Genomic DNA, 20,403 nt, shown 5'->3' on the forward strand with positions numbered 1-20,403 from the left:
GCAATCCGGGGAGGGCATGCGACCCGGGGACGCGCCTCCCGCACGGCGGCGGAGCGGTCGTTCGCTTGGCTCGCGGCGTTTGTCTGCGGTGCACTCTCATGCCGCGAAGCGCTCGTCACCCAGGTGCCGTCGGCGCCGGGCGCCCGGCGTCCGGATGCGCCGAGAACATCGCGTGCACCTGGCTCGGTCACGCCCAGGCGTTGCCTTCCCGGGCACCGACAGGCCTGGGTGGACAAACAACTTCTCCGGCATGCCAGGCTCGCATCGAGGGACCGTGTGAACGCGCGCTCGATCAGGTGCTTGCTCATGCCGCTGATCGGGTGTCGACGCTTCGCGGATGGTGAAGCCAGCGCCATCGGTTTGCTCACCGGGTGGGTCGATCGGTGTGAGCTTCGCGGAAAAAGGGGCAAGTCAGCTTCTCCGTACCGTGGTCCCGGCTCGAATCGCCCGCGGGATCTCGGCGACATCGTCGACACGATCCAGCAGCAAGGCAAGTTCCTCGACGGACGCGGGTGAGCTCAGCTCGACCTGATAGGTGATGCCGCTCGATATCCACGTCTGCGTGTCGAAACCACCCTCAGCCGATACACGTACCCCGTCGATGCGGATGCCAAGTTCGCCTGCCTCCCGGTATATGTCGTTCAGGACGCATCCAGCCGCAGCGAGGTGCAACAGGTGGGCCCCGGTGAAGTCCGCCTCGACCGTGACGCCCCCAGGGGTCCACCGGTGTGGGAACCGGATCGCACCACCGTCATCTGAACTGAACGAGCCGGCGCTGACCACGACTGCAAATTGCTCCACCGCTTGCTCCCTGCCCGATTTTCCTCGCCGACCGGCTCATTGTGATCCGTCACCGGCATCACCACCAGATACCGAGGCATCCGCTTCTGCCGCGATCAGCGCGAACCGCGAGCGGCTGCGACGCTGACTGCTGAGGTTCGTGCCGCTGCAGCGGTTATCGCAGCACTGGACGGACGGACCGTGCCCGGCAGTGCCGGGACGAGGGGTGCGCGGCGCTGAGGTGGGCCCGGAAGCGGGTGACGGCGTACCGGCTGGCCGGCAACCTACCTGACCGGAGTGTCACGAGGGTGACTCGACGCGGGTGAGCAGTTCCGCCAGGTGCACGGCCCGCACGGCGGACCGGCGCCGGCGCAGGCCCGTGCGTAGTTGCCGCAGGCAGCCCGGGTTGACGGCCACCACCAGGTCGACGCCGGCGGCCTCGATCTCGTCGAGCTTCGCGTCCAGGATCCGCCTGGAGTCCTTCGGCCGCAGCAGCGAGTACGTGCCGGCCGCCCCGCAGCAGGCGGCCGCCGACGGCAGCTCGACGTAGTCGGCGACCTGGCGCAGCAGCGTCCGGGGCTCGGCGAAGACGCCGAGGCCGTTGCGCAGGTGGCAGGAGTCCTGGAGGGTGACCCGGGCCCGCCGCCCGGCCACCCGCAGCTCCGCCCCGGCGGGCCGGTCGGCGAGCCAGGTGGACAGCTCGCGCACCCGGTCCCGGCCGAGCACGGCGGCCAGGTGCGCGGCGCAGCCGCCGGAGGTCGTGACGATCGTGCCGGGCAGGTCCGCGCCGAGGCGCTCGGCCAGCCGCTCGCCGCCGGCCAGGTCGCCGTTGTGGGCGTGCAGCGCGCCGCAGCAGCCCTGCGCGGCGGGCACGGTCAGCTCGGGGGCGAGCGCGTGCGCCGCCCGGCTGACCGCCGGGTAGAGCCCGCGCTCGACGCAGCCCAACATCAGCTGCGCGCCCGGCTCCGGCGCAGTGGCGGCCCGGCCGCGGGCGGCGCGGCGGACGAGGCCGGACAGCCGCAGCAGCCAGCGTTGCTCGACGAAGAGCATCAGCGCCCGGGCCACCAGCGGTCGCCGCCAGCCCCGCCACTGGTGCACCCGCCACTGCTCCAGCAGGCTGCCGTACTCCACCCCGGCCGGGCAGACCGGCTCGCAGGCCCGGCAGCCCAGGCAGAACGAGGACTGCTCGGCGAGGGTGTCGTCGTCCGGGGGCAGGGTGCCGTCCTGCAACGCCCGCATCAGCGTGATCCGGCCGCGCGGCGAGGACGCCTCGTCGCCGGTCATCGCGTACGTGGGGCAGGCCGGCAGGCAGAACCCGCAGGAGATGCAGCGGGACAGCTGCTCCGGGTCGAACACGTCGCCGGTCATGAGCCCAGCTTTCCGGGGTTGAGGATGCCCGCCGGGTCGAAGGCGCTCTTGATCCGGCGCAGCAGGGCGAGCTGGTCCTCGCCGAGGCGGGCGGCGAGGAACGGCAGTTTCGCCGCCCCCACCCCGTGCTCGCCGGTGATCGTGCCGCCGAGGTCGATGGCGGCGGCGAAGACGTCGGCGAAGGCCGCCTCGGCCCGGCGTACCGCGTCGTGGTCCTCGGCCGAGTCGAGCACGCAGGTGGGGTGCAGGTTGCCGTCGCCGGCGTGGCCGAAGGTGGCGATGGCGACGTCGTGCCGGGCGGCGATGGCGTCGATCCGGTCGACCATCTCGGCGATGCGTGGCCGGGGCACGGTCGCGTCCTCCAGGATGGTCACCCCGCCCCGGCGGGACAGCGCCGGCAGCGCGCAGCGCCGGGCGGCCAGCAGCGCCTCGGCCTGGGCGACCTCGCGGGCGGTGGTGACCTCCACCGCGCCGGCCTCGACGCAGGCGGCGCCGATCCGGTCCAGGTGGGCGGCGACGAGGTCGGGCGGTCCGTCGTCGCCGAAGAGCAGCAGGGCGCCGGCGTCGGTACGCAGCCCCAGGTGGGCGAAGTCCTCCACGGCGTCGATGCAGGCCCGGTCGAGGAACTCCAGCGTCGCCGGCACCACCCCGGCCCGGATCACCCGGGCGACCGCCTCCCCCGCGTCGGCCAGCGTGGGGAAGTACGCGACCCCGGTGTTCGCCGACGCCGGGGCGGGCAGCAGGGCCACGGTCGCCTCGGTGATCACGGCGAGGGTGCCCTCGGAGCCGGTGAGCAGCCGGGTCAGGTCGTAGCCGGCGACGTCCTTCCACAGCCGGCCGCCGGTGCGGATCACCTCGCCGGTGGGCAGCACCGCCTCCAGGCCCAGCACGTAGTTGCGGGTCACGCCGTACTTCAGGCCGCGCAGCCCGCCCGCGCAGGTGGCGATGGTGCCGCCGACCGTGGCGACGGTCCGGCTGCCGGGGTCGGGCGCCCAGAGCAGGCCCTGTGCGGCGGCGGCGTCGGCGAGGGCGGCGCTGGTCACGCCCGGTTGCGTCCGGGCGAGCAGCTCGTCCGCGCTGACCTCCAGGATGGCGTTGAGCCGGGTCAGCACCAGCACGATCCCGCCGCGCAGCGGCACCGTGGCGGCGCACAGGTTGGAGCCCGCGCCGCGGGGCACCACGGGCACCCGGTGCCGGGTGGCGAGTGCCAGCACCGCGGCGACCTCGGCGGTGTCGGCCGGGAAGACCACCGCGTCCGGGCGGTGCGAGAACAGCGGCGTCGCGTCCCGCGCGTACGCCACGAGGTCGCCGGCCGCGTCGTGCACGTGCGACGGGCCGACGATCCCGCGCAGCTCGGCGAGGACGGTCGCGGACAGCGCCATGCCCACCCTTCCCTGTAGCTTTTTGCCGGCTCGTGACCGGCTGCCTGGCGACAGTTTTCACCGATCATAGAGAGCCGGCGGGGCTGGGTGAAGACGGCGGGCCGCCCGGCCCACGTCCGGGTCACCGCACTCGCCGCCCGCTGCGGATCCGACGCCGACGGTCCGGGTCGAGCCGGCCGGGGCCCCGCCGTCAGCGCGGCGGCAGGTGCTCGCGCAGCGCGGCGAACTCGGCCACCGTGAGGAAGGACGGATTGGCCCCCTGCGGCTGCCGGAGCACCTCCGCGCCGGCCAGCCGCGCGTCGCCCCGGAAGGACTCCCGGGGCACCCGGTGCGCCTCGGCGAGGACCGTCAGGTCCAACGGCACCGTCCAGGCCGCGCCCGGCTCCCCCGGCACCGCGGCGGCGGCCACCAGCCCCACGCCCCAAACGCCGTACGCGAGCCGGCCCCGGCTACCACTGGCCCAGAGGACCACCGGCTGACCGGCGCGCATCAGCCGGGCCCGGTAGCCGGGGCGTACGCACCAGCCCGTCACCCGCGGATCACGGGCGAAGCGGCCGGCCAGGTCGACCCGGTCCGCGTTGCCCTTGATCAGCCACGCGCCGAGGTCGTCGAGGTGCACCCGTCGGTCGGTCACCCCCTCATCCTCGCCCGGATCCCGGCCGGCCGCCCGACCGGCCGCCCGACCGGCCGGGACCCGTCGTCAGGCGACGTGGCGCAGGTAGCCCGCGACCGACGCGTCCAGGACCTCCCGGCCGGGCCGGGCCCACACCTCGGCGGAGAAGACCTCCACCTCGACCGGCCCGGTGTAGCCGGCCTTGTCCACGGCCTCCCGCAGCCGGCGCAGCTCGATGCAGCCGTCACCGGGCAGCGCCCGGCCGAGCAGCACCCCCTCGGGCAGCGGGGTGACCCAGTCGCACACCTGGAACGCGGCGATCCGCGCCCCCGCCCGGGCGATCTGTGCGTACACCGTGTCGTCCCACCACACGTGGTACGCGTCGACGACGACCCCGACCACGTCCGGGTCGAACCGTTCGGCGATGTCGAGCGCCTGGCCGAGGGTGGACACCACGCAGCGGTCGGCGCTGAACATCGGGTGCAGCGGCTCGATCGCCAGCGTCACCCCCGCCGCGGCGGCGTGCGGGGCCAGCTCGGCGATGGCGTCGGCGACCTGCCGGCGGGCGCCGTCGATGTCCCGGCTGCCCGCCGGCAACCCGCCGGAGACCAGCACCAGGACCGGGGTGCCGAGGGTGGCGGCCTCCTCGATGGCGCGCAGGTTCTCCTCCCGCCAGCCGTCGGCGGTGAAGAAGCCGCCCCGGCACAGGGACGTGACCTCGAGGCCGGCGTCGCGGACCAGCTTCGCGGCGCGGGCCAGCCCGTACTCGGCAACCGGTTCCCGCCAGAGCCCGATCCCCGGCACGCCGGCGGCGACGCAGCCGGCGACCACCTCGGGCAGCGGCCAGTGCTGCGACGTGGCCTGGTTGAACGAGAACCGTTCCAGCCCACTCACTGGTCCGCCTTCCGTTCGCGACTGCGGGGCTCGCAGACCCGGCTCACTCCTCGCGCTCACTGGTCAACTCCCGCCACCGTGAACAGCGCCCGGGCGCGGGCGGCGGCCAGGTCCGCGTCGGGCAGCAGCCCGGCGGCGTCGGCGAGGGTGAGCAGGGTGGCCAGGTGCGCCGGCGAGCGGCCGAACTGCGCACCGCCGACCATCGTGAAGTGGTCCTGGTGCCCGGTCAGCCAGGCCAGGAAGACGATGCCCGTCTTGTAGTGCCAGGTGGGCGCCGCGAAGATGTGCCGGGCCAGGGGCACGGTCGGGGCGAAGATCGCGTCGTACGTCGCCAGGTCCCCCCGGTCCAGCGCGGCCAGCGCGGCGGCGGCGGCCGGCGCGATCGCGGCGAACACCCCGAGCAGCGCGTCGGAGTGGCCGCTCTCGTCGCCCCGGATCAGCTCCGGGTAGTGGAAGTCATCGCCGGTGTAGAGGCGCACCCCGGCGGGCAGCCGGCGGCGCAACGCCACCTCGCGGCCGGCGTCCAGCAGGGAGACCTTGATGCCGTCCACCCGGCTGTCGTGGGCCTTGATCAGTTCCACCACGGCGTCGGCGGCCTCGTCGAGATCGGCCGACCCCCAGTAGCCCGCGAGCGCCGGGTCGAACATCGGGCCGAGCCAGTGCAGCACCACCGGCTCCTCGACGACGCTCAGCAGCTCGTCGTACACCCCCAGGTAGTCCTCCCGGCTGCGGGCGGCGGCGGCCAGGTGGCGGCTGCACATCAGCACCGGACGGGCCCCTGCGGCCCGCACGTCGTCGAGCTGCTCGCGGTAGGCGCGGGCGACCTCGGTCAGGGTGGCCGGGCCGGGCGGGAGCTGGTCGGTGCCGACCCCGGCGACGATCCGCCCGCCGACCGCGCGGGCCTCGGCGGCGCTGCGCCGGATCAGCTCGCGGGTGGCCGGGTAGTCCAGACCCATGCCGCGCTGCGCGGTGTCCATCGCCTCGGCCACCCCGAAGCCGTACGACCACAGGTGGTGCCGGAAGGCCAGGGTGCGGTCCCAGTCCAGCACGGCCGGGGCGCCGGGGACGTTCTCGGCCGTCGGATCGGCCACCACGTGCGCGGCGGCGTACGCGATCCGGCTGCTCGGCGGCCCGGCAGGGCGCGAAAAGCCGGCACCCCCGGCCAACCGGTACCGCCGCCCACCCGGCAGCACCACCTCATTCCTCGCGCTCGCGCTCACAGGTCCAGCTCCGGGATGTCCAGGCGGGCGCCCTCGCGCGCCGACCGCAGGCCCAGCTCGGCGAGCTGCACGCCGCGCGCCCCGGCCAGGAAGTCCCACGGGAACGGCTCGTTGGCGACGACGTGCCGCAGGAACGCCTCCCACTGCACCTTGAAGCCGTTGTCGAACTCCTCGTTGTCCGGCACCTCCGTCCACTGCGACCGGAAGGGCTCGGTGACCGGCAGGTCGGGGTTCCACACCGGCTTCGGGGTGACCGCCCGGTGCTGCACCCGGCAGCTACGCAGCCCGGCCACGGCGCTGCCCTCGGTGCCGTCGACCTGGAACTCGACCAGCTCGTCGCGGTGCACCCGGACGCACCACGAGGAGTTGAGCTGCGCGACCACGCCGCCGTCGAGCTCGAAGATGCCGTACGCGGCGTCGTCGGCGGTCGCCGGGTAGGTGCGGCCCGCCTCGTCGACCCGCTGCGGCACGTGCGTGGCGGTGAGGCAGGAGACCGTACGCACCCGGCCGAAGAGCTCTTCCAGCACGTACTGCCAGTGCGGGAACATGTCCACGACGATGCCGCCGCCGTCCTCGCTGCGGTAGTTCCAGGACGGGCGCTGGGCCGGCTGCCAGTCGCCCTCGAACACCCAGTAGCCGAACTCCCCACGCACCGACAGGATCCGGCCGAAGAAGCCGCCGTCGATGAGCCGCTTGAGCTTGCGCAGCCCGGGCAGGAACAGCTTGTCCTGCACCACCCCGGTACGCACGCCCGCGGCGCGCGCCGCCCGGGCCAGGTCGAGGGCGCCCTCGGTGTCCTCGGCCAGCGGCTTCTCGGTGTAGATGTGCTTGCCGGCGTCCAGCGCCCGGCGGATCGCCTTTTCCCGCTGCTGGGTGACCTGGGCGTCGAAGTAGATCTCGACGTCGTCGCGGGCCAGCGCCGCGCTCAGGTCGGTGGTCCAGTCGGTCAGCCCGTGCCGCTCGGCGATCTCGCGGAGCTTGGTCTCGCTGCGCCCGACCAGGACGGGCTCGGGCCAGATCGACGTGCCGTCGGCCAGGGGCACGCCGCCCTGCTCGCGGATGGCGAGCAGGGAGCGCACCAGGTGCTGCCGGTAGCCCATCCGGCCGGTGACGCCGTTGACGATGATGCCTATCGACCTGCGGGTCATGGTGTTCCTTCCCTCCGCGGGCGCCTCCGACCGGGACGGCGGCGGGCGACCTGTTCCACGCCTGCGCCGCCGCCGGGAGGCCCCCGGCGGCTGATCTCAGGCAAGCGCTTTCCTGGGCAGCGTAGGGAACGCCTCCCTCCTCAGGCAAGGGGCTGTCCGGCCCGTCTCGCGGCCGGCGCCGCCCGCCGGGCCACGCGGGCGGGCGCCGGGGCGGGGAAGCGCTTTCGCTGCGGTACGGTGACGGGTGGCCGGCACCGGGGCGCGGCCGTCGAGAAACGACCGAGGGGGCGGCAGTGGCGACCCTGTCCGACGTGGCCCGGCGGGCCGGGGTCTCGCCCGCGACCGCCTCCCGGGTGATCAACGGCAGCAGCAAGCCCGTCACCGAGGAGCTCCGCGAGCGCGTGCTGCGCGCCGTCGCCGAACTCCAGTACGTGCCGAACGCGCACGCCCAACTGCTGGCCCGCTCGCACCGCGTGGCGGTGGGCGTCATCGTGCACGACGTCTCCGACCCGTACTTCGCCGAGATCACCCGGGGCCTGCAACGGGTCGCCACCGACCAGGGCCGGCTGCTGATGATCTGCAACAGCTACCGCGACCCGGACCGCGAGCTGGAGTACGTCGAGCTGCTGCGCGGCCAGCAGGTCGCCGCGATCATCCTGGCCGGCTCGGGCTACCACGACGCCACCTTCACCCGGCTGCTCAACGAGAAGCTCGCCGCGTACGAGGCGACCGGCGGTCGGGTCGCGGTCATCGGCCGGCACGAGCACTCCGGCGACGCGGTGATGCCGGACAACCGCGCCGGCGGCAGGTTGATCGGCGAGGAGCTGTACGAGCTCGGTCACCGGGCGATCGGGGTGGTGGCCGGGCCGGCCGTGCTCACCACCACCACTGACCGGCTCACCGGCCTGCGGGAGTCCCTCGCCGCGCACGGGCTGAGCCTGCCCGGGCACCGCGTCCGGCACGCCGAGTTCGACCGCGACGGCGGCGTCGCGGCCACGGCCGCGCTGCTCGACGCCGACCCCGAGCTGACCGCCGTCGTGGCGCTCAACGACTCGATGGCGATCGGCGCGCTGGCGCTGCTGCGCTCCCGGTCGGTGGCGGTGCCCCGGCAGGTGTCGGTCATCGGCTTCGACGACATGCCGATCGCCCGGGACGTCACCCCGGCGCTGACCACCGTCCGGCTGCCGCTGGTCGAGATGGGGGCCCGCGCGATGTCGCTGGCGCTCGACCCGGGGGCCGCGGCGCCCCGCGTCGAGGTGCTGCCCGCCGAGGTGGTGCGCCGCGACAGCACCGGGCCGGCCCCCGAGGTCAGCCCGGTCCGCCCACGGGCGGGGGGATCCGGCGCGTCAGCCGGCTGACGCGCCTCCCGTCACCGGGACGCCCCGGCCACGGTGGACACCGTCGTCGGTGGCCCCGGGCATGGCACCCGGGGCCACCTGGCGCCAGGTCGCTCGGAGGACGGCCCCCCAGATGCGCGCGGCCGTACCGGCTGCGGTTCCCCCCTGCCGGCTGCTTCTCGGCGTGCGGTGAGTGCGCGCCCTGAGCGGCTTGCGCATCCCCCGTTTCCGTCCCCCTGTGCCGCACCTGGCGGTCGTCGGCCGACGCGCCGACGCGGAGTCAACACCCGCTGGTGCGGGTGTCCTATCACACACTATGGTTGTCCGCTACGGTGTCACTGCCACAACAGTGGTCGGCGTGGTCAGTCAAGCACGGTCCGCCACGGCCCGCAACCATTGTGGCGGCACAGCCCGGCCCAACCACTATGGTGGGCGCACTCGGGTCGGATCGGGAGGGGTGGTCATGGCCGACGGCGGCAAGGCCAGCGGATCGACGTCCTTCGCCGACCGGCTGCGGCACCTGTTCGAGACGCATCGCCGGCCCGGCAGCGACAGGCCCTTCTCGCCAGAGGAGGTCGCCAGGGCCACGGGGCTCTCGACGAGCTACGTCAACTACCTGCTGAGCGGCGAGCGGGACAATCCCACCCGGTCGGCGATCCAGCAGCTCGCCAACTTCTTCCGGGTGCCCCCGGGCTACTTCTTCGACACCGTGGCCGCAGACGGCGAGGGCGACCCCGACCTGGAGACGATCACCGTCCTGGCCCGCCGGATGCCGCCGGGGGCGCCCAGGGCGAGCCTACGCGCCATCGTGGAGCAGGTCGCGGCGCTGGAGGCACGCAACAAGACCACGGGGCGCGGCCGGACGTAGGGCGGGCTCCCGCCTCCGTTCACCGCAGCAGCAGGAACGTGGGGGCGGCGATGAGCGTCCCCACGACGGTGCCGGCGGCCACCTGACCGACGGTGTGGTCGCGCAGGCGCACCCGCGACCAGCCGACCAGCGCCACCACGGGCGCCGAGGCGAGCAGCGCCGGTCCGAACTCGATCACGAGCACGGCCGCCGCGCCCGCCGCCACGGCCGCGTGGATGCTGAGCTTCCACACCAGGTTGACCACGGTCACGGCGAGGCCGAGGGCGAACATGACGACGACCATCGCCAGCACGGGGCGCGGGGCCCCGAACCCGATCATCACGGCGAGGCCCACCAGCACGGACAGCAGCCCGTACGCCAGTGGCCGCCGGCGCTGTTCCCGTCGCCTGATGTGGTGGTCGGTCAGCCGGCCCCGGCGGACGCCCCACCAGATCAGGCTGTTGGGGATGATCGAGCAGAACAGGGAGCCGACCAGGGCCCAGGCGAGGCCCACCCCGACGGGCGACGCGGCGTGCAGGCCCACGACGACGGGCATCAGCGCGGCCAGCAACGCCGGGGCGAAGACCTCGGTGGCGGCGCGGGCGAGCAGCCGGCCGGTGCGGCGGTCGGGGCGGTCGATGACGTCGTGCACGGTCCACATTCTGCCGACCGCCCCGGGCGGCGGGCACACCGCGGGCGTGAGCTGTCACGTTCCGCCCCGCTCGGGCGTCACAGTGTCGTCGCGCTTGGCTATGCTGCCCGCACCCGCGCCGTCGCGGCCGGCACGGGCGTCGACCGTCCGGGGTGGACGCGGCGGGCGGTGACACGACACGGGGGTCTCTCGGGCTGGCGGCCCGGCGGGGAGAGTGATGGCGGGCGATGTGGCACCGACGGCGTCGGAGACAGCGGTTGTTGCGCCAGCTCGACGTGGACCTGCCGTCGCCCCTGACGGTGCGGGGCCTGGTGTCCGCGCTCGAGACCACGCGCGGTCGGCGCATCCAGCTCGCCGCGATGAGCGTCGACGGGCAGGCCGGGCCCTGCGGGCTGTGGGTGGCGACGTCCGGGACCGACTACGTCCTGTTCAGTCGCGACGCGCCGCCCGTGCTGCGTGTCCAGACGATCCTGCACGAGCTGATGCACATCGCCCTGCGGCACACCGCGCGGGCGGTGCCCTCCGGCGGAACGGGTGAGACGGCGGCGGAGCACGGGGTGCTCGCCCGCTCCCCCGCCACGTTCGACGAGCAGCAGGAGCACGACGCGGAGCTGCTGGCGACATACCTGGGGGCGCGGCTCGACGGCGGCGGCGAGGACGTGGCCTTCGACGAGCTGGGCGGCGTCACGGCCGCCGTCATGCACCGCATCGCCGCGACGTTGACGGACTAGGCGGGAGACCCGGTGCTCGTCACGGTCGGTCATCTGGTCGCCGCCAGCGTCGCCACGGTGGCGTTCCTGGTGAAGCTCAGGGCGTTGGGTCGGGATCCGGCCAACCCGAGGATCCTGGCGAGCGCGGGGATCTGCCTGGGGATGGGGGTGGCCGTCACCGCCGGGTGGGCGCCGGTGCACAGCCTGCTCGACCGCGTGTCGGGCGTGGCCAATCTCGCCAAGCTGGTGGAGCACGGCTCGGCGCTGCTTGCCGCGGCGGCGATCCAGTTCCTCTTCCTGCACCTGGGCGACCCGGGGCGGGCACGCCGGCTGATGGCGCGGCGGGGCGTGTTCCTCGCCGTCGCGTTCGGCGTGATGGTCGCGGCGTTCTCGTGGGCCGACTTCCCCGGGTCCGAGCCCCTGCACTTCGCCGAGCGCTACGGCGACCTGCCACCGGTCGGCGTCTACATGCTCGCGTTCCTGACCTGCCTCGGGGTGACGGTCGTGGACATCCTGCGGGTGTCCGCCGGCTACGCGCGCTACGCCGGCGCCCGGCTGAGGACCAGCATGCGGCTGCTCAGTGCCGGCGCGGCCTTCGGTGCGGGATTCGTCGCGCACAAGGCCCTGTTCATCTGCCTCAAGCTGGCCGGGGTGGCGCCGCCGTGGCCCGAGCCGGCCGCGACACAGACGCTGATCATGCTGTCGGTGTCGCTGATCGGGGTCAGCTTCGTGCTGGCGACGGCACGCAAGGCGGTCGACGGCGTCCGCGCCTGGCCGCGCCGGTACGCCACGCACCGCGACCTGCACGCGTTGTGGTACCTGCTGTACCGGGCGATGCCGACCATCGCCCTGCATCCCCCGCGCCGGCCGGAGGTCGACCCCCGGTGGGCGTGGCGCCTGGGCGAACGGCTCTACCGCCGCTGCGTCGAGATCAGCGACGGCCTGCGTGCGTTGGGCCCGCTCGACGAGTCCGTGGCGGGCGCCGCCCGGCAGCAGGCGGTGGCAGCCGGCTGGAGCCGCGAGCGCGCCGACGCCGCCGGTGAGGCCGCGGCGGTCCTGGTGGCGCTGCGGCGCTTCAGCTCGGGGGCGACGGCGACGCGGGAGGTCGATCCGGCCCTGGAGTCGCAGAGCGTGGCGGTCGCGCAGGCCGACGTGCAGGCCGACGCGAGCCGGCTGGCGCTGGTCTCGACGGCGCTCTCCGAGGAGCTGGTGCGCGCGGTCGCCGCCCGTACGCCGGACGCCCCGGCGCGCGGGCGGGAGGCGTAGGCGGGCTCAGATGATGAAGTGGGTCCAGTAGGCGAGCCAGGTGACGAAGAGCGCGCCCTGGAGCAGTGCCAGGGCGGCGGTCAGCCAGGCGTCGGTGCCCGCCTGCCGGGCCCAGCGGGCCAGCACGAGGGCGACCGGGAAGACGGCCAGCAGATAACGCAGCAGGCTCTTGTACACCGGCGGGCCCATCGACAGCGGCACCAGGACCATGGTCAGCCCGTACACGAGATAGGGCAGCCCGAGTCGGCGGGCGCCCGCGAGCAGGACCGCCAGCACCAGCACCGCGACCCACACCCGCAGGGCGTCGCGGGGCGGGCTGCCGGTCAGGCCTTGCCACAGCACCGCCAGCGGGTTCTGCACCCGGATGCCCCACCCCGTCTCCTGGGCGTGCTTATAGGCGAACCAGTCGCCGCTCTGCCACCGGCAGAACGCCATGAACGCCAGCCAGCCGGCGGGCACCAGCGCCAGCGGCCAGCCGACCCGCACGTACGCCCACCACGCGCGCGGGCCCAGCCGGTAGCCGTGCTGCCGTAGCAGCACCAGGGCCAGCGGGAGCACGACGAGGAACCCGACCGAGCGGCTCGTCGCCAGGAAGAAGCCGACGACGCCCACGAGCAGCCAGCGCCGCCGCTCGGCGTAGTGGAAGGCGGCGAGCGCGAGGCAGAGGAACAGCGACTCGGTCAGCGCCGCCTGGAACAGGAACCCGGCGGGCAGCAGCACAAGGTAGCGGACGAACCGGCGGGCGGAGGCGTCGTCGCCGAGCAGCCGCTCGCCCAGCCGGTGGGCGTAGAAGAGCATCAGCAGGAACGCGACGTTCGCGACGAGCAGCAACGCCAGCGCGGTGTCCCCGCCCAGCAGCGGGGCCAGCGGACGGGCCAGGAACGGGTAGAGCAGGGGAAAGCCGAAGTCGGGCCACGGCTCGTCGAGCGGGAGCTGCGCCAGGCGGTCGTAGAGGAAGGAGTCCCAGGCGAACCAGAGCGCGACCGCGCGGTGCCCGGAGACCGCCCGCTGCTGCTCGCGCATCATCGTCTCGTCCGGCGGCGGGGCCCAGGGCACGTCGTCGAAGGCGCTCAGCGCGAGCACCCCGAGGGCGCTGAGCACGATCTTCGTACCGAAAAAGACGGCGAGGACGAACAGCCACGGCGTCGGCACCCGGCCCGCGGCCCGCGACGCCGCCCGCCGCACGTCGTGCCCGCGCCCGGCCAGCCGGGCGGGCAGCGCGCGCCACCGCCGGTCCGAGACGGCCCGCCCACTGTCCATCACGCGTCTCCCGGTCCGGCGGCCCGACCGGTGCCACATCCCCGTTCCGGGGCCGTTGACACGTGGGCGCGATCCCGGCGCGGAACCGGGCGCCAGGCGCGTCGCGGGGCGTCCCGGGCGCTCCGCCCGTCGGGGTGTCCCGGGAGCGGACGGCAATCCGGGGTGAGTTCGGGCCGGTGCCGGGTAAGCGGGCCGCCTCCGGGAGAAAGCAGGGGGCGACGGGCATGGGCGAAGAGCACGGCACGGTGGTCATCGGCGCTGGGCCGGCGGGCCTGACCGCGGCGTACGAGTTGCTCCGGCGCGACAGCGCGGTCCGGGTGTTCGAGGCCGACGAGGTGGTGGGCGGGATCAGCCGTACCGTCGAGCGGGACGGCTGGCGCTTCGACATCGGCGGGCACCGGTTCTTCACGAAGGTGGCCCGGGTCGAGGAGTTCTGGCACGAGATCCTGCCCGACGAGGACTTCCTGCTGCGGCCCCGGATGAGCCGGATCTACTACCGGGGAGCCCTGTTCGACTACCCGCTGAGCGCGGCGAACGCCCTGCGCAACCTCGGCGTGCGGGAGGCCGTGCTGTGCATGGGCTCGTACGCGCGGGCCCGGCTGCGCCCGCCGAAGGACCAGTCGCACTTCGAGGGCTGGGTCTCGGCCCGGTTCGGCTGGCGGCTCTACTCGATGTTCTTCAAGACGTACACCGAGAAGGTCTGGGGGATGCCGGCCGACCGGTTGCAGGCCGACTGGGCCGCGCAGCGGATCAAGAACCTGTCGCTGGCCAAGGCGGTCCGCAACGCGGTGCTGCCCAGACGCAACCGCAAGGACGTGACCAGCCTGATCGAGGAGTTCCAGTACCCGAAGCTCGGCCCGGGCATGATGTGGGAACGCTGCGCCGAGGAGGTGCGCCGGCGCGGGGGCCGGGTGGACACCGGCACCTGGGTGACCGCCGTGCACCGGGCCCCGGAGCGCCGCCGGGCCGTCGCCGTGACCGTCAACGGGGCAGGCGGGCAGCGTACCGAGCCGGCGGAGCACGTCGTCTCCTCGATGCCGATCTCCGAGCTGGTCGCCGCGCTGCGCCCGGCGCCCCCGCCGGAGGTGCTGGCCGCCGCGGCCGACCTGCGGTACCGGGACTTCCTGACCGTCGCGCTGGTGGTGCCGGAGGAGTTCTCGTTCCCGGACAACTGGATCTACGTGCACGACCCGGCGGTGCGGGTCGGCCGGATCCAGAACTTCGGCTCCTGGTCGCCGCACCTGGTCAAGGACGGCCGCACCTGCCTCGGTCTGGAGTACTTCGTGTTCGAGGACGACGAGACCTGGCGTACGCCGGACGCCGAGCTGGTCGCCGCGGCGACGGCCGAGCTGGAGCGGCTCGGCCTGGTCCGGCCGGGGGTGGTCGAGGCCGGGTACGTGGTGCGGATGCCGAAGGCGTACCCGGTCTACGACGAGCGCTACCAGCACAACGTCGACGTGATCCGGGACTGGCTGGCGCGCGAGGTGCCCAACGTCCACCCGGTGGGCCGCAACGGCATGCACCGCTACAACAACCAGGACCACTCGATGCTGACGGCCATGCTCACCGCCGAGAACATCGCCTGCGGCACCCGGCACGACGTGTGGTCGGTCAACGTGGAGCAGGACTACCACGAGGAGTCGAGCCACGACGGGGACGGCCACCGGGGCACCGGCCGGGACGCGCCCGTCGTACCGGCCCGGCCCGCCGTTCCGGTCGGCACGACGCTCGACGGCGCCGGCAGCGGCAGCGCCCGGCCCGAACGGCCGGCCCACGTGCGCCTCGGGTGAGCCGCCGACCGCGCGTGTGGCACCGTCGGCGCCGGCCCGGGAGGGGAAGGCCGGCGGTGGCGTGCGGCGGCGGACCGGCCCGGACTCAGTGCGCTTCGAGGACGAAGAAGATGAAGCAGACGAACGTGGTGCGGTCCACGAGATGTGGCGGCAGGATCTCGCGCGGGGTCTCGGGAGACATGGGGGGTTCGCTGACGACCGAGAGGCGGAAGCCCGCGTCGGTGAACGCAGCCGTCATCGCGTGCAGCGGCCGGTGCCAGTAGGTCAGCTCCGCGGTGTGCCCGTCGAAGGTGTACTCCTCCGACCACCGTGCGAGGGCGAAGTAGTCGGCGTCCGGGTGCACCGCCGGGTAGACCATCGGGTGGTTCACGGACAGGATGAGGCGACCCCCCGGCCTCAGGACTCGTCGCAGCTCGGCCAGGGGCGCGGTCCAGTCCTCCAGGTAGTGCAGGACCAGGGAAGCGACGACGTCGTCGAACGCGCCGTCGGCGAAGGGAAGCGGCCCGCTGAGGTCGGCCACCAGCAGCGTGGCGTCCCCGCCCAGCCGCCGTCGGGCCAGCTCGACCATCGCGCGGCTGGAGTCGAAGCCGGTCACCATGGCCCCTCGCTCGCGAAGCGCCGCGGACAAGGGACCCGAACCGCAGCCGGCATCGAGGATCCGCCGGCCGGTCACGTCCCCGGCGAGCCCGATCATCGCGGGCCGCTCGTAGTAGCCGTTGATCAGGTTGGACTCGTTGTCCGCGCTGTAGCGCTCGGCGAAACTGTCGTAGTGGTCGGCCTTCACCAGGCTGTCTCCTCGGCATCGCGGCAGGGATCGAAAGCGCGATCCTGCCACGGACGTCGAGCCACCACCGCCCCCTGCCGCGCTCCAGTCGACGCGCTGGCTCCACGTAGTGTCAGCCGGCGAGCTGGTCGCGGCGGCGGGTGAGGTAGGCCCGCTCCGCAGGGTTGCCGGCGAGACCGATGGCCCGGTCGTACGCGGTCCGCGACTCGCCACCGCGCCCGAGTCGCCGCAGCAGGTCGGCACGCGCGGCGTGGAAGGCGTGGTAGCCGTCGAGGGCCTCGGCGAGCCGGTCGATCTCGGCGAGGCCGACCCCGGGGCCGTCGACCTCGGCGACCGCGACCGCCCGGTTGAGCCGCACGATCGGTGAGGGGTCGAGCAGCGACATGCGCCCGTAGAGGGCGACGATGGTGGACCAGTCGGTGTCCCGGGCGGACGGGGCGTCGGTGTGGACCGCGTTGATCGCGGCCTGCAGCTGGTAGCGCCCGGGTGGGCCGCCGCCGGTCGCCACCGCCTCGATCCGCTCGCGGAGAAGGGCGTTGCCCTCGGCGATGAGGGTGCGGTCCCAGGCACCGCGGTCCTGCTCGGCGAGGGTCACCAGTTCCCCGGTGCGGGACACGCGCGCCGGCCGCCGGGCGTCGGTGAGGAGCATCAGGGCGAGCAGGCCGGCCACCTCGCCGTCGTCCGGAAGGAGGGTCCGGAGCAGGCGGCCGAGACGGATCGCCTCCTCGGTGAGGTCGACGCGCACCGGGTCGTTCCCCTCGCTGGCGAGATAGCCTTCGTTGAAGACGAGGTAGACGACCGCGAGCACGCCGGCGAGCCGTTCGCGGATGTCGTCGGCCGAGGGCACCCGGTAGGGGATGTGCGCAGCCTTGATCTTCGCCTTGGCGCGGGTGATCCGTTGCGCCATGGTGGTCTCCCGCACCAGGAAGGCGCGGGCGATCTCGGGCACGGTGAGGCCGCCGAGCAGGCGCAGGGTGAGCGCCACCCGGGCCTCCGACGCGAGCGCGGGGTGGCAGCAGGTGAAGATCAGCCTGAGCCGGTCGTCCTCGACCGGGCCGGTCGGCTCAGCAGGGGTGTCGTCGTACATGATCCGGGCCGCCTGGTGTTTGGCGTCGCGCTGTGACTCGCGACGGAGCCGGTCGATCGCCTTGCGGGTCGCGGTGGTGGCGAGCCACCCGCCGGGATTGGACGGTACGCCCTCGCGCGGCCACCGCTCCGCGGCCGCCACGAACGCCTCGGCCGTCGACTCCTCGGCGACGTCGAGATCGCCGAAACGGCGCGCGAGGCCGGCGACCACCCGCGACCACTCCTCGTGGTGGGCACGGGTGATCGCCTGTTCGACGGTGAGCTCGGTCATGGCTCCCGCAGCGCTCGGAGGGATTCCCCGGTTCGGAAGGGACGCACCTCGACCGTACCGTGGCACGCTCTCGAGCCCTCGGCGGCGAGGGCCAGGGCCACGTCGAGGTCGGCCGCCTCGATGACCCAGAAGCCGTCGAGGTGCTCCCTCGTCTCCAGGTAGGGCCCGTCGGTGAGAACCGGCCTCTCGCCCTGCCCCTCGACGGTGGTGGCGGTCGTCGCGGGCGCCAGACCGTCGGTGAAGACGAGGTGACCGTCCCGCCGGAGCCTCTCGTCGAAGGCGCCGGTGTCGGCGAACGCCCGCGGCACGGCCTCCTGGGAGGGATGGGTGCCGAACTCGGTGTGCTCGGCCGGTCCGTAGACGGACAGCAGGTATCTGGGCATGACGCTCACTTCTTCCCGGAGCCGCTACGCCGGGCGCGCCCCGGGGCCTCGGAACCGGTGCACCTCCTGCGGCCAGTCGAGCGCGGTCGCGAGCCGGCCGGCCCAGTATCGCGCCGCCTCGTCGTCAGGCACGTCCACGACGGCGAAGCCGCCGAGGTGCTCCTTGGTCTCGACGTACGGGCCGTCGGTGAAGACGGGCTTGCCGTCGACCGCTTCGACGCTGCACACCGCGGTGGACCGGTCGAGCCCCCCGTTGCTGAAGAGCAGGACGCCCTCGGCCTGCATGTCCGCCATCACGGCCCAGCCGGCCCTGCTCTTCTCGCGAAGCTGCTCCGCCGTGTGTTCGGACACCCACTCGTCGTTGAAGGTGATCAGGTACTCCGTCATGTCGTCTCCTCTCGGTCCCGGACGAGGGCCTTACCCGGCTCCTCGTGTCCGGCGGCCCAGCCGCCGCCGCACACTGGTTCCACGAACGGCTACACCCTGATCCGACACCATCCCGAAAATTCGAGCAGGTCCAGATCGCGGAACCGCAGCGCCGCCGCCATCGCGGCCCCGATCGTGCCCGCGGACACCATCCGCGAGGCATCCGGGATAGCCTTGGCGCATATGGCTACCTATCGCAGCGCCTCAGTGCTTCTCTCCTCGGACGGCACCAGGACCCCTGGCACCGCCGCCCTTTTCGCCGAGCCCGCCCGCAGGGGTGGGACCCCGCCGTGGGCAGGTGACTTCCGGCCCGCCAACAGCGCCGGCAACGGCCCCAAGAACGCGGTCGGGAAGACCTTCACGTTGGAGCTTCCTGACGGCAGCACCGGCAAGGTCGTGGTCCAGGGCCTCAAGAGCGGGAAGGGGGGCGTCGTGCTGGCGTTGATGGGCGAGGACGCACCCCCCTTCTGATCAGAAGACAGGTTTTCTGGTCACCGGTCAGCGACGGCCGGTGGCCAGGGTGACGAGATACTGCCCGCCACCGGCGTCGACGCTCGCGGTCACCGGCAGTCCGGGCACCAGCCGGGAGAACCGGTCGACCAGCCAGTCCGCCGCCTCCTGGGCGTCCTTCCTGCTCGGGCAGCGGGCGACCAGCTCGCGGCCACCCTTGCGTTCGAGCCGCTCGGCGACGGTGATCAGTGGCGCGGGCTCCACCACGTGCAGGTGGTCCGGCCAGGCGATGACCACCTTGACCGCGCCCTTGCGGGTGTTGCAGGCCCGGTGCGCGAGTCGCTCGGCGACCTTGGCCTTCCTGTCGGCGGTGCGGCTGTCGACGCTGGGACCACGTGGATCGTTCACCGACATGTCGGCGTCGACCGGCTCGTCGCACACCCAGCACCGCCAACCGTCACGCCTCGCGACGTCATCGAGGAGACTCATCCGAGCAAACTAGCCTGCCGGCCGCCGGCCGACGACAGACCCGGCCGCGGAGAGCGCCGCCAGTCCGTCCGGGTGCGAGGGAATCGCTCTCCCGGGCGCCGATCTGGAATGCTGCCCACCATGCCTTCCTATCCGCCCACCTTCGCCGACCAGGTCGTCGCCCAGCCGGCCCGGGCCCAGTTCGAGGCGTTCCTCGACGAGCACCGCGGCGCGCTCAACGGCTGCCTGGACGGGCTGACGGAGGAGCAGGCGCGCCGGTCGTTGGTGGCCTCCCGGACCACGCTGCTGGGCCTCGTGAAGCACGCGACCTTCGTCGAGAAGGTCTGGTTCGACGAGGCCGTCACGTGCCGCTCGCGCGCGGAGATCGGCATCCCCGCCACGCCGGACGAGTCGTTCGTCCTCGACGACGACGACACGATCGCCACCGTCCAGCGCACACACCGCGAAGCTTGCGAGGCGTCGCGCCGCGCGACGGCGTCCCTGGGCCTGGACGACATCCTGTCCGGGCACCGGCGCGGTCCGCTCCCGCTGCGGTGGGTGTATCTGCACGTGCTGCGTGAGCTCGCCCAGCACTGCGGGCACGCGGACATCCTCCGGGAGCAGCTCGTCGACGGGTAGTGCGCGGACGTCCGCCCCGCCGACCGGGGGCCGCCGGGCGCGCCCTCCCCGCCGGTAAACGCCTTGCCGCCGCACCGGAGGCGTCCCTAGCATCCGCCGGATGCGGATCCGCGAGTTCCACGAGTCCGACTGGGCCCAGGTGTGGCCAATCGTCCAGGAGGTGGTCCGGGCGCGGGAGACCTTCCCCTACGACCCGGAGCTGACCGCCGAGCAGGCGTACGACATGTGGGTGGAGGCCGCGCCCGGCCGGACGGTGGTCGCGGTCGACGGCGACGCGGTGCTGGGCACCGCGAAGATGGGCACCAACCGCCCCGGGCCGGGCGCGCACGTCGCCACCGCGAGCTTCATGGTGGCCCGCGCGGCGCGCGGGCGGGGCGTCGGCACCGCGCTGTGCCGGCACGCCGTCGACTGGGCCCGCGGGCGGGGGTACGCCGGCATGCAGTTCAACGCCGTGGTGGCGAGCAACACCACCGCCGTGCAGCTGTACCGGCGGGAGGGGTTCGACGTGGTGGGCACGGTGCCCGGCGCGTTCCGGCATCCCACCCTCGGCCGGGTGGGCCTGCACGTGATGTACCGGGAGTTCTGAGCGACCGGCCGGACGCCGCGCGCCGCGTCCCATCGGGGCGGGA

22 protein-coding genes are annotated in these 20,403 nt (G+C 73.8%); 8 read left to right on the forward strand and 14 right to left on the reverse strand.

The features are described 5' to 3' along the window. Window positions 1-411 precede the first annotated feature (411 nt). The 7 genes from EV374_RS12880 to EV374_RS12910 all read right to left on the reverse strand — a co-directional run bounded on the left by EV374_RS12880 (window position 412) and on the right by EV374_RS12910 (window position 7,405). Window positions 412-801, reverse strand: a complete 390-nt coding sequence (locus EV374_RS12880) for an OsmC family protein (protein ID WP_132234918.1) — start codon at window positions 799-801, stop codon at window positions 412-414. A 279-nt stretch (window positions 802-1,080) separates the two neighbouring features. Then, window positions 1,081-2,148 (reverse strand): (Fe-S)-binding protein, encoded by a 1,068-nt coding sequence (locus EV374_RS12885; protein ID WP_132234920.1) that lies wholly within the window; start codon window positions 2,146-2,148, stop codon window positions 1,081-1,083. Next, window positions 2,145-3,530: an FAD-linked oxidase C-terminal domain-containing protein gene (locus EV374_RS12890; RefSeq protein WP_132234922.1), complete on the reverse strand. Its 1,386-nt coding sequence runs from the start codon at window positions 3,528-3,530 to the stop codon at window positions 2,145-2,147. Before EV374_RS12890 ends, EV374_RS12885 begins: the two co-directional genes overlap by 4 nt. A gap of 190 nt (window positions 3,531-3,720) precedes the next feature. Next, the gene (locus EV374_RS12895; RefSeq protein WP_132234924.1) at window positions 3,721-4,164 is read right to left on the reverse strand and encodes a hypothetical protein; all 444 of its coding nucleotides are present in this window, start codon (window positions 4,162-4,164) and stop codon (window positions 3,721-3,723) included. Between the two features lie 66 nt (window positions 4,165-4,230). Beyond that, on the reverse strand, window positions 4,231-5,028 hold the full coding sequence (locus EV374_RS12900) for a sugar phosphate isomerase/epimerase family protein (protein WP_132235075.1): 798 nt from the start codon (window positions 5,026-5,028) through the stop codon (window positions 4,231-4,233). Window positions 5,029-5,093: 65 nt separating this feature from the next. Beyond that, complete coding sequence (locus EV374_RS12905) at window positions 5,094-6,257, reverse strand: dihydrodipicolinate synthase family protein (protein ID WP_132234926.1); 1,164 nt, start codon at window positions 6,255-6,257, stop codon at window positions 5,094-5,096. Then, a complete protein-coding gene (locus tag EV374_RS12910) occupies window positions 6,254-7,405 on the reverse strand; it encodes a Gfo/Idh/MocA family protein (protein WP_132234929.1) in 1,152 nt (383 codons plus the stop codon). Before EV374_RS12910 ends, EV374_RS12905 begins: the two co-directional genes overlap by 4 nt. A gap of 293 nt (window positions 7,406-7,698) precedes the next feature. On the opposite strand from EV374_RS12910, the gene EV374_RS12915 reads away from it, so the two are divergent. Together EV374_RS12915 and EV374_RS12920 are read left to right on the forward strand one after the other, a co-directional pair. Beyond that, the gene (locus tag EV374_RS12915; protein WP_132234931.1) at window positions 7,699-8,763 is read left to right on the forward strand and encodes a LacI family DNA-binding transcriptional regulator; all 1,065 of its coding nucleotides are present in this window, start codon (window positions 7,699-7,701) and stop codon (window positions 8,761-8,763) included. Between the two features lie 442 nt (window positions 8,764-9,205). Further along, window positions 9,206-9,610, forward strand: a complete 405-nt coding sequence (locus EV374_RS12920) for a helix-turn-helix domain-containing protein (RefSeq protein WP_132234934.1) — start codon at window positions 9,206-9,208, stop codon at window positions 9,608-9,610. 19 nt (window positions 9,611-9,629) lie between these two features. On the opposite strand, the gene EV374_RS12925 is transcribed toward EV374_RS12920, so the two are convergent. Beyond that, window positions 9,630-10,241 (reverse strand): phosphatase PAP2 family protein, encoded by a 612-nt coding sequence (locus EV374_RS12925; RefSeq protein ID WP_132234936.1) that lies wholly within the window; start codon window positions 10,239-10,241, stop codon window positions 9,630-9,632. A 257-nt stretch (window positions 10,242-10,498) separates the two neighbouring features. Here EV374_RS12925 and EV374_RS12930 point away from each other — a divergent pair, with 257 nt between their 5' ends. Continuing rightward, complete coding sequence (locus EV374_RS12930) at window positions 10,499-10,972, forward strand: hypothetical protein (protein ID WP_132234938.1); 474 nt, start codon at window positions 10,499-10,501, stop codon at window positions 10,970-10,972. A 12-nt stretch (window positions 10,973-10,984) separates the two neighbouring features. Then, entirely contained in the window at window positions 10,985-12,217 is a 1,233-nt protein-coding gene (locus EV374_RS12935) for an MAB_1171c family putative transporter (RefSeq protein WP_132234941.1), read from the forward strand. A gap of 6 nt (window positions 12,218-12,223) precedes the next feature. Here EV374_RS12935 and EV374_RS12940 read toward each other — a convergent pair whose 3' ends face one another. Then, window positions 12,224-13,477, reverse strand: coding sequence for a hypothetical protein (locus EV374_RS12940; protein ID WP_486485731.1), 1,254 nt, complete (start codon window positions 13,475-13,477; stop codon window positions 12,224-12,226). Window positions 13,478-13,701: 224 nt separating this feature from the next. Between EV374_RS12940 and EV374_RS12945 the strand changes: the two genes are divergently transcribed. Next, window positions 13,702-15,267, forward strand: a complete 1,566-nt coding sequence (locus EV374_RS12945; RefSeq protein ID WP_132234943.1) for an NAD(P)/FAD-dependent oxidoreductase — start codon at window positions 13,702-13,704, stop codon at window positions 15,265-15,267. A gap of 85 nt (window positions 15,268-15,352) precedes the next feature. On the opposite strand, the gene EV374_RS12950 is transcribed toward EV374_RS12945, so the two are convergent. The 4 genes from EV374_RS12950 to EV374_RS12965 all read right to left on the reverse strand — a co-directional run bounded on the left by EV374_RS12950 (window position 15,353) and on the right by EV374_RS12965 (window position 18,178). Further along, a complete protein-coding gene (locus tag EV374_RS12950; protein WP_132234946.1) occupies window positions 15,353-16,051 on the reverse strand; it encodes a class I SAM-dependent methyltransferase in 699 nt (232 codons plus the stop codon). A gap of 112 nt (window positions 16,052-16,163) precedes the next feature. Then, window positions 16,164-17,408: an RNA polymerase sigma factor gene (locus EV374_RS12955; RefSeq protein WP_132234948.1), complete on the reverse strand. Its 1,245-nt coding sequence runs from the start codon at window positions 17,406-17,408 to the stop codon at window positions 16,164-16,166. Further along, on the reverse strand, window positions 17,405-17,791 hold the full coding sequence (locus EV374_RS12960; RefSeq protein WP_132234950.1) for a YciI family protein: 387 nt from the start codon (window positions 17,789-17,791) through the stop codon (window positions 17,405-17,407). Before EV374_RS12960 ends, EV374_RS12955 begins: the two co-directional genes overlap by 4 nt. Before the next feature lie 24 nt (window positions 17,792-17,815). Beyond that, window positions 17,816-18,178: a YciI family protein gene (locus tag EV374_RS12965; RefSeq protein ID WP_132234951.1), complete on the reverse strand. Its 363-nt coding sequence runs from the start codon at window positions 18,176-18,178 to the stop codon at window positions 17,816-17,818. Between the two features lie 222 nt (window positions 18,179-18,400). On the opposite strand from EV374_RS12965, the gene EV374_RS12970 reads away from it, so the two are divergent. After that, the gene (locus EV374_RS12970; protein ID WP_231926050.1) at window positions 18,401-18,688 is read left to right on the forward strand and encodes a hypothetical protein; all 288 of its coding nucleotides are present in this window, start codon (window positions 18,401-18,403) and stop codon (window positions 18,686-18,688) included. Window positions 18,689-18,715: 27 nt separating this feature from the next. On the opposite strand, the gene EV374_RS12975 is transcribed toward EV374_RS12970, so the two are convergent. Further along, entirely contained in the window at window positions 18,716-19,156 is a 441-nt protein-coding gene (locus EV374_RS12975; RefSeq protein ID WP_132234952.1) for a hypothetical protein, read from the reverse strand. A 120-nt stretch (window positions 19,157-19,276) separates the two neighbouring features. Here EV374_RS12975 and EV374_RS12980 point away from each other — a divergent pair, with 120 nt between their 5' ends. Both EV374_RS12980 and EV374_RS12985 read left to right on the forward strand, forming a co-directional pair. Next, the gene (locus tag EV374_RS12980; protein ID WP_132234955.1) at window positions 19,277-19,774 is read left to right on the forward strand and encodes a DinB family protein; all 498 of its coding nucleotides are present in this window, start codon (window positions 19,277-19,279) and stop codon (window positions 19,772-19,774) included. Between the two features lie 100 nt (window positions 19,775-19,874). Then, window positions 19,875-20,360: a GNAT family N-acetyltransferase gene (locus tag EV374_RS12985; protein WP_132234957.1), complete on the forward strand. Its 486-nt coding sequence runs from the start codon at window positions 19,875-19,877 to the stop codon at window positions 20,358-20,360. Window positions 20,361-20,403: the final 43 nt, after the last annotated feature.

The organism is Micromonospora sp. CNZ303 (assembly GCF_004345505.1).

Bases quoted from the DNA above. Each gene is read 5' to 3' on its own strand.
- EV374_RS12885 (WP_132234920.1), bottom strand. From the start codon at position 2,148: ATGACCGGCGACGTGTTCGACCCGGAGCAGCTGTCCCGCTGCATCTCC.
- EV374_RS12890 (WP_132234922.1), bottom strand. From the start codon at position 3,530: ATGGCGCTGTCCGCGACCGTCCTCGCCGAGCTGCGCGGGATCGTCGGC.
- EV374_RS12910 (WP_132234929.1), bottom strand. From the start codon at position 7,405: ATGACCCGCAGGTCGATAGGCATCATCGTCAACGGCGTCACCGGCCGG.
- EV374_RS12920 (WP_132234934.1), top strand. From the start codon at position 9,206: ATGGCCGACGGCGGCAAGGCCAGCGGATCGACGTCCTTCGCCGACCGG.
- EV374_RS12940 (WP_486485731.1), bottom strand. From the start codon at position 13,477: ATGGACAGTGGGCGGGCCGTCTCGGACCGGCGGTGGCGCGCGCTGCCC.
- EV374_RS12945 (WP_132234943.1), top strand. From the start codon at position 13,702: ATGGGCGAAGAGCACGGCACGGTGGTCATCGGCGCTGGGCCGGCGGGC.
- EV374_RS12955 (WP_132234948.1), bottom strand. From the start codon at position 17,408: ATGACCGAGCTCACCGTCGAACAGGCGATCACCCGTGCCCACCACGAG.
- EV374_RS12960 (WP_132234950.1), bottom strand. From the start codon at position 17,791: ATGCCCAGATACCTGCTGTCCGTCTACGGACCGGCCGAGCACACCGAG.
- EV374_RS12965 (WP_132234951.1), bottom strand. From the start codon at position 18,178: ATGACGGAGTACCTGATCACCTTCAACGACGAGTGGGTGTCCGAACAC.
- EV374_RS12970 (WP_231926050.1), top strand. From the start codon at position 18,401: ATGGCTACCTATCGCAGCGCCTCAGTGCTTCTCTCCTCGGACGGCACC.
- EV374_RS12975 (WP_132234952.1), bottom strand. From the start codon at position 19,156: ATGAGTCTCCTCGATGACGTCGCGAGGCGTGACGGTTGGCGGTGCTGG.
- EV374_RS12980 (WP_132234955.1), top strand. From the start codon at position 19,277: ATGCCTTCCTATCCGCCCACCTTCGCCGACCAGGTCGTCGCCCAGCCG.
- EV374_RS12985 (WP_132234957.1), top strand. From the start codon at position 19,875: ATGCGGATCCGCGAGTTCCACGAGTCCGACTGGGCCCAGGTGTGGCCA.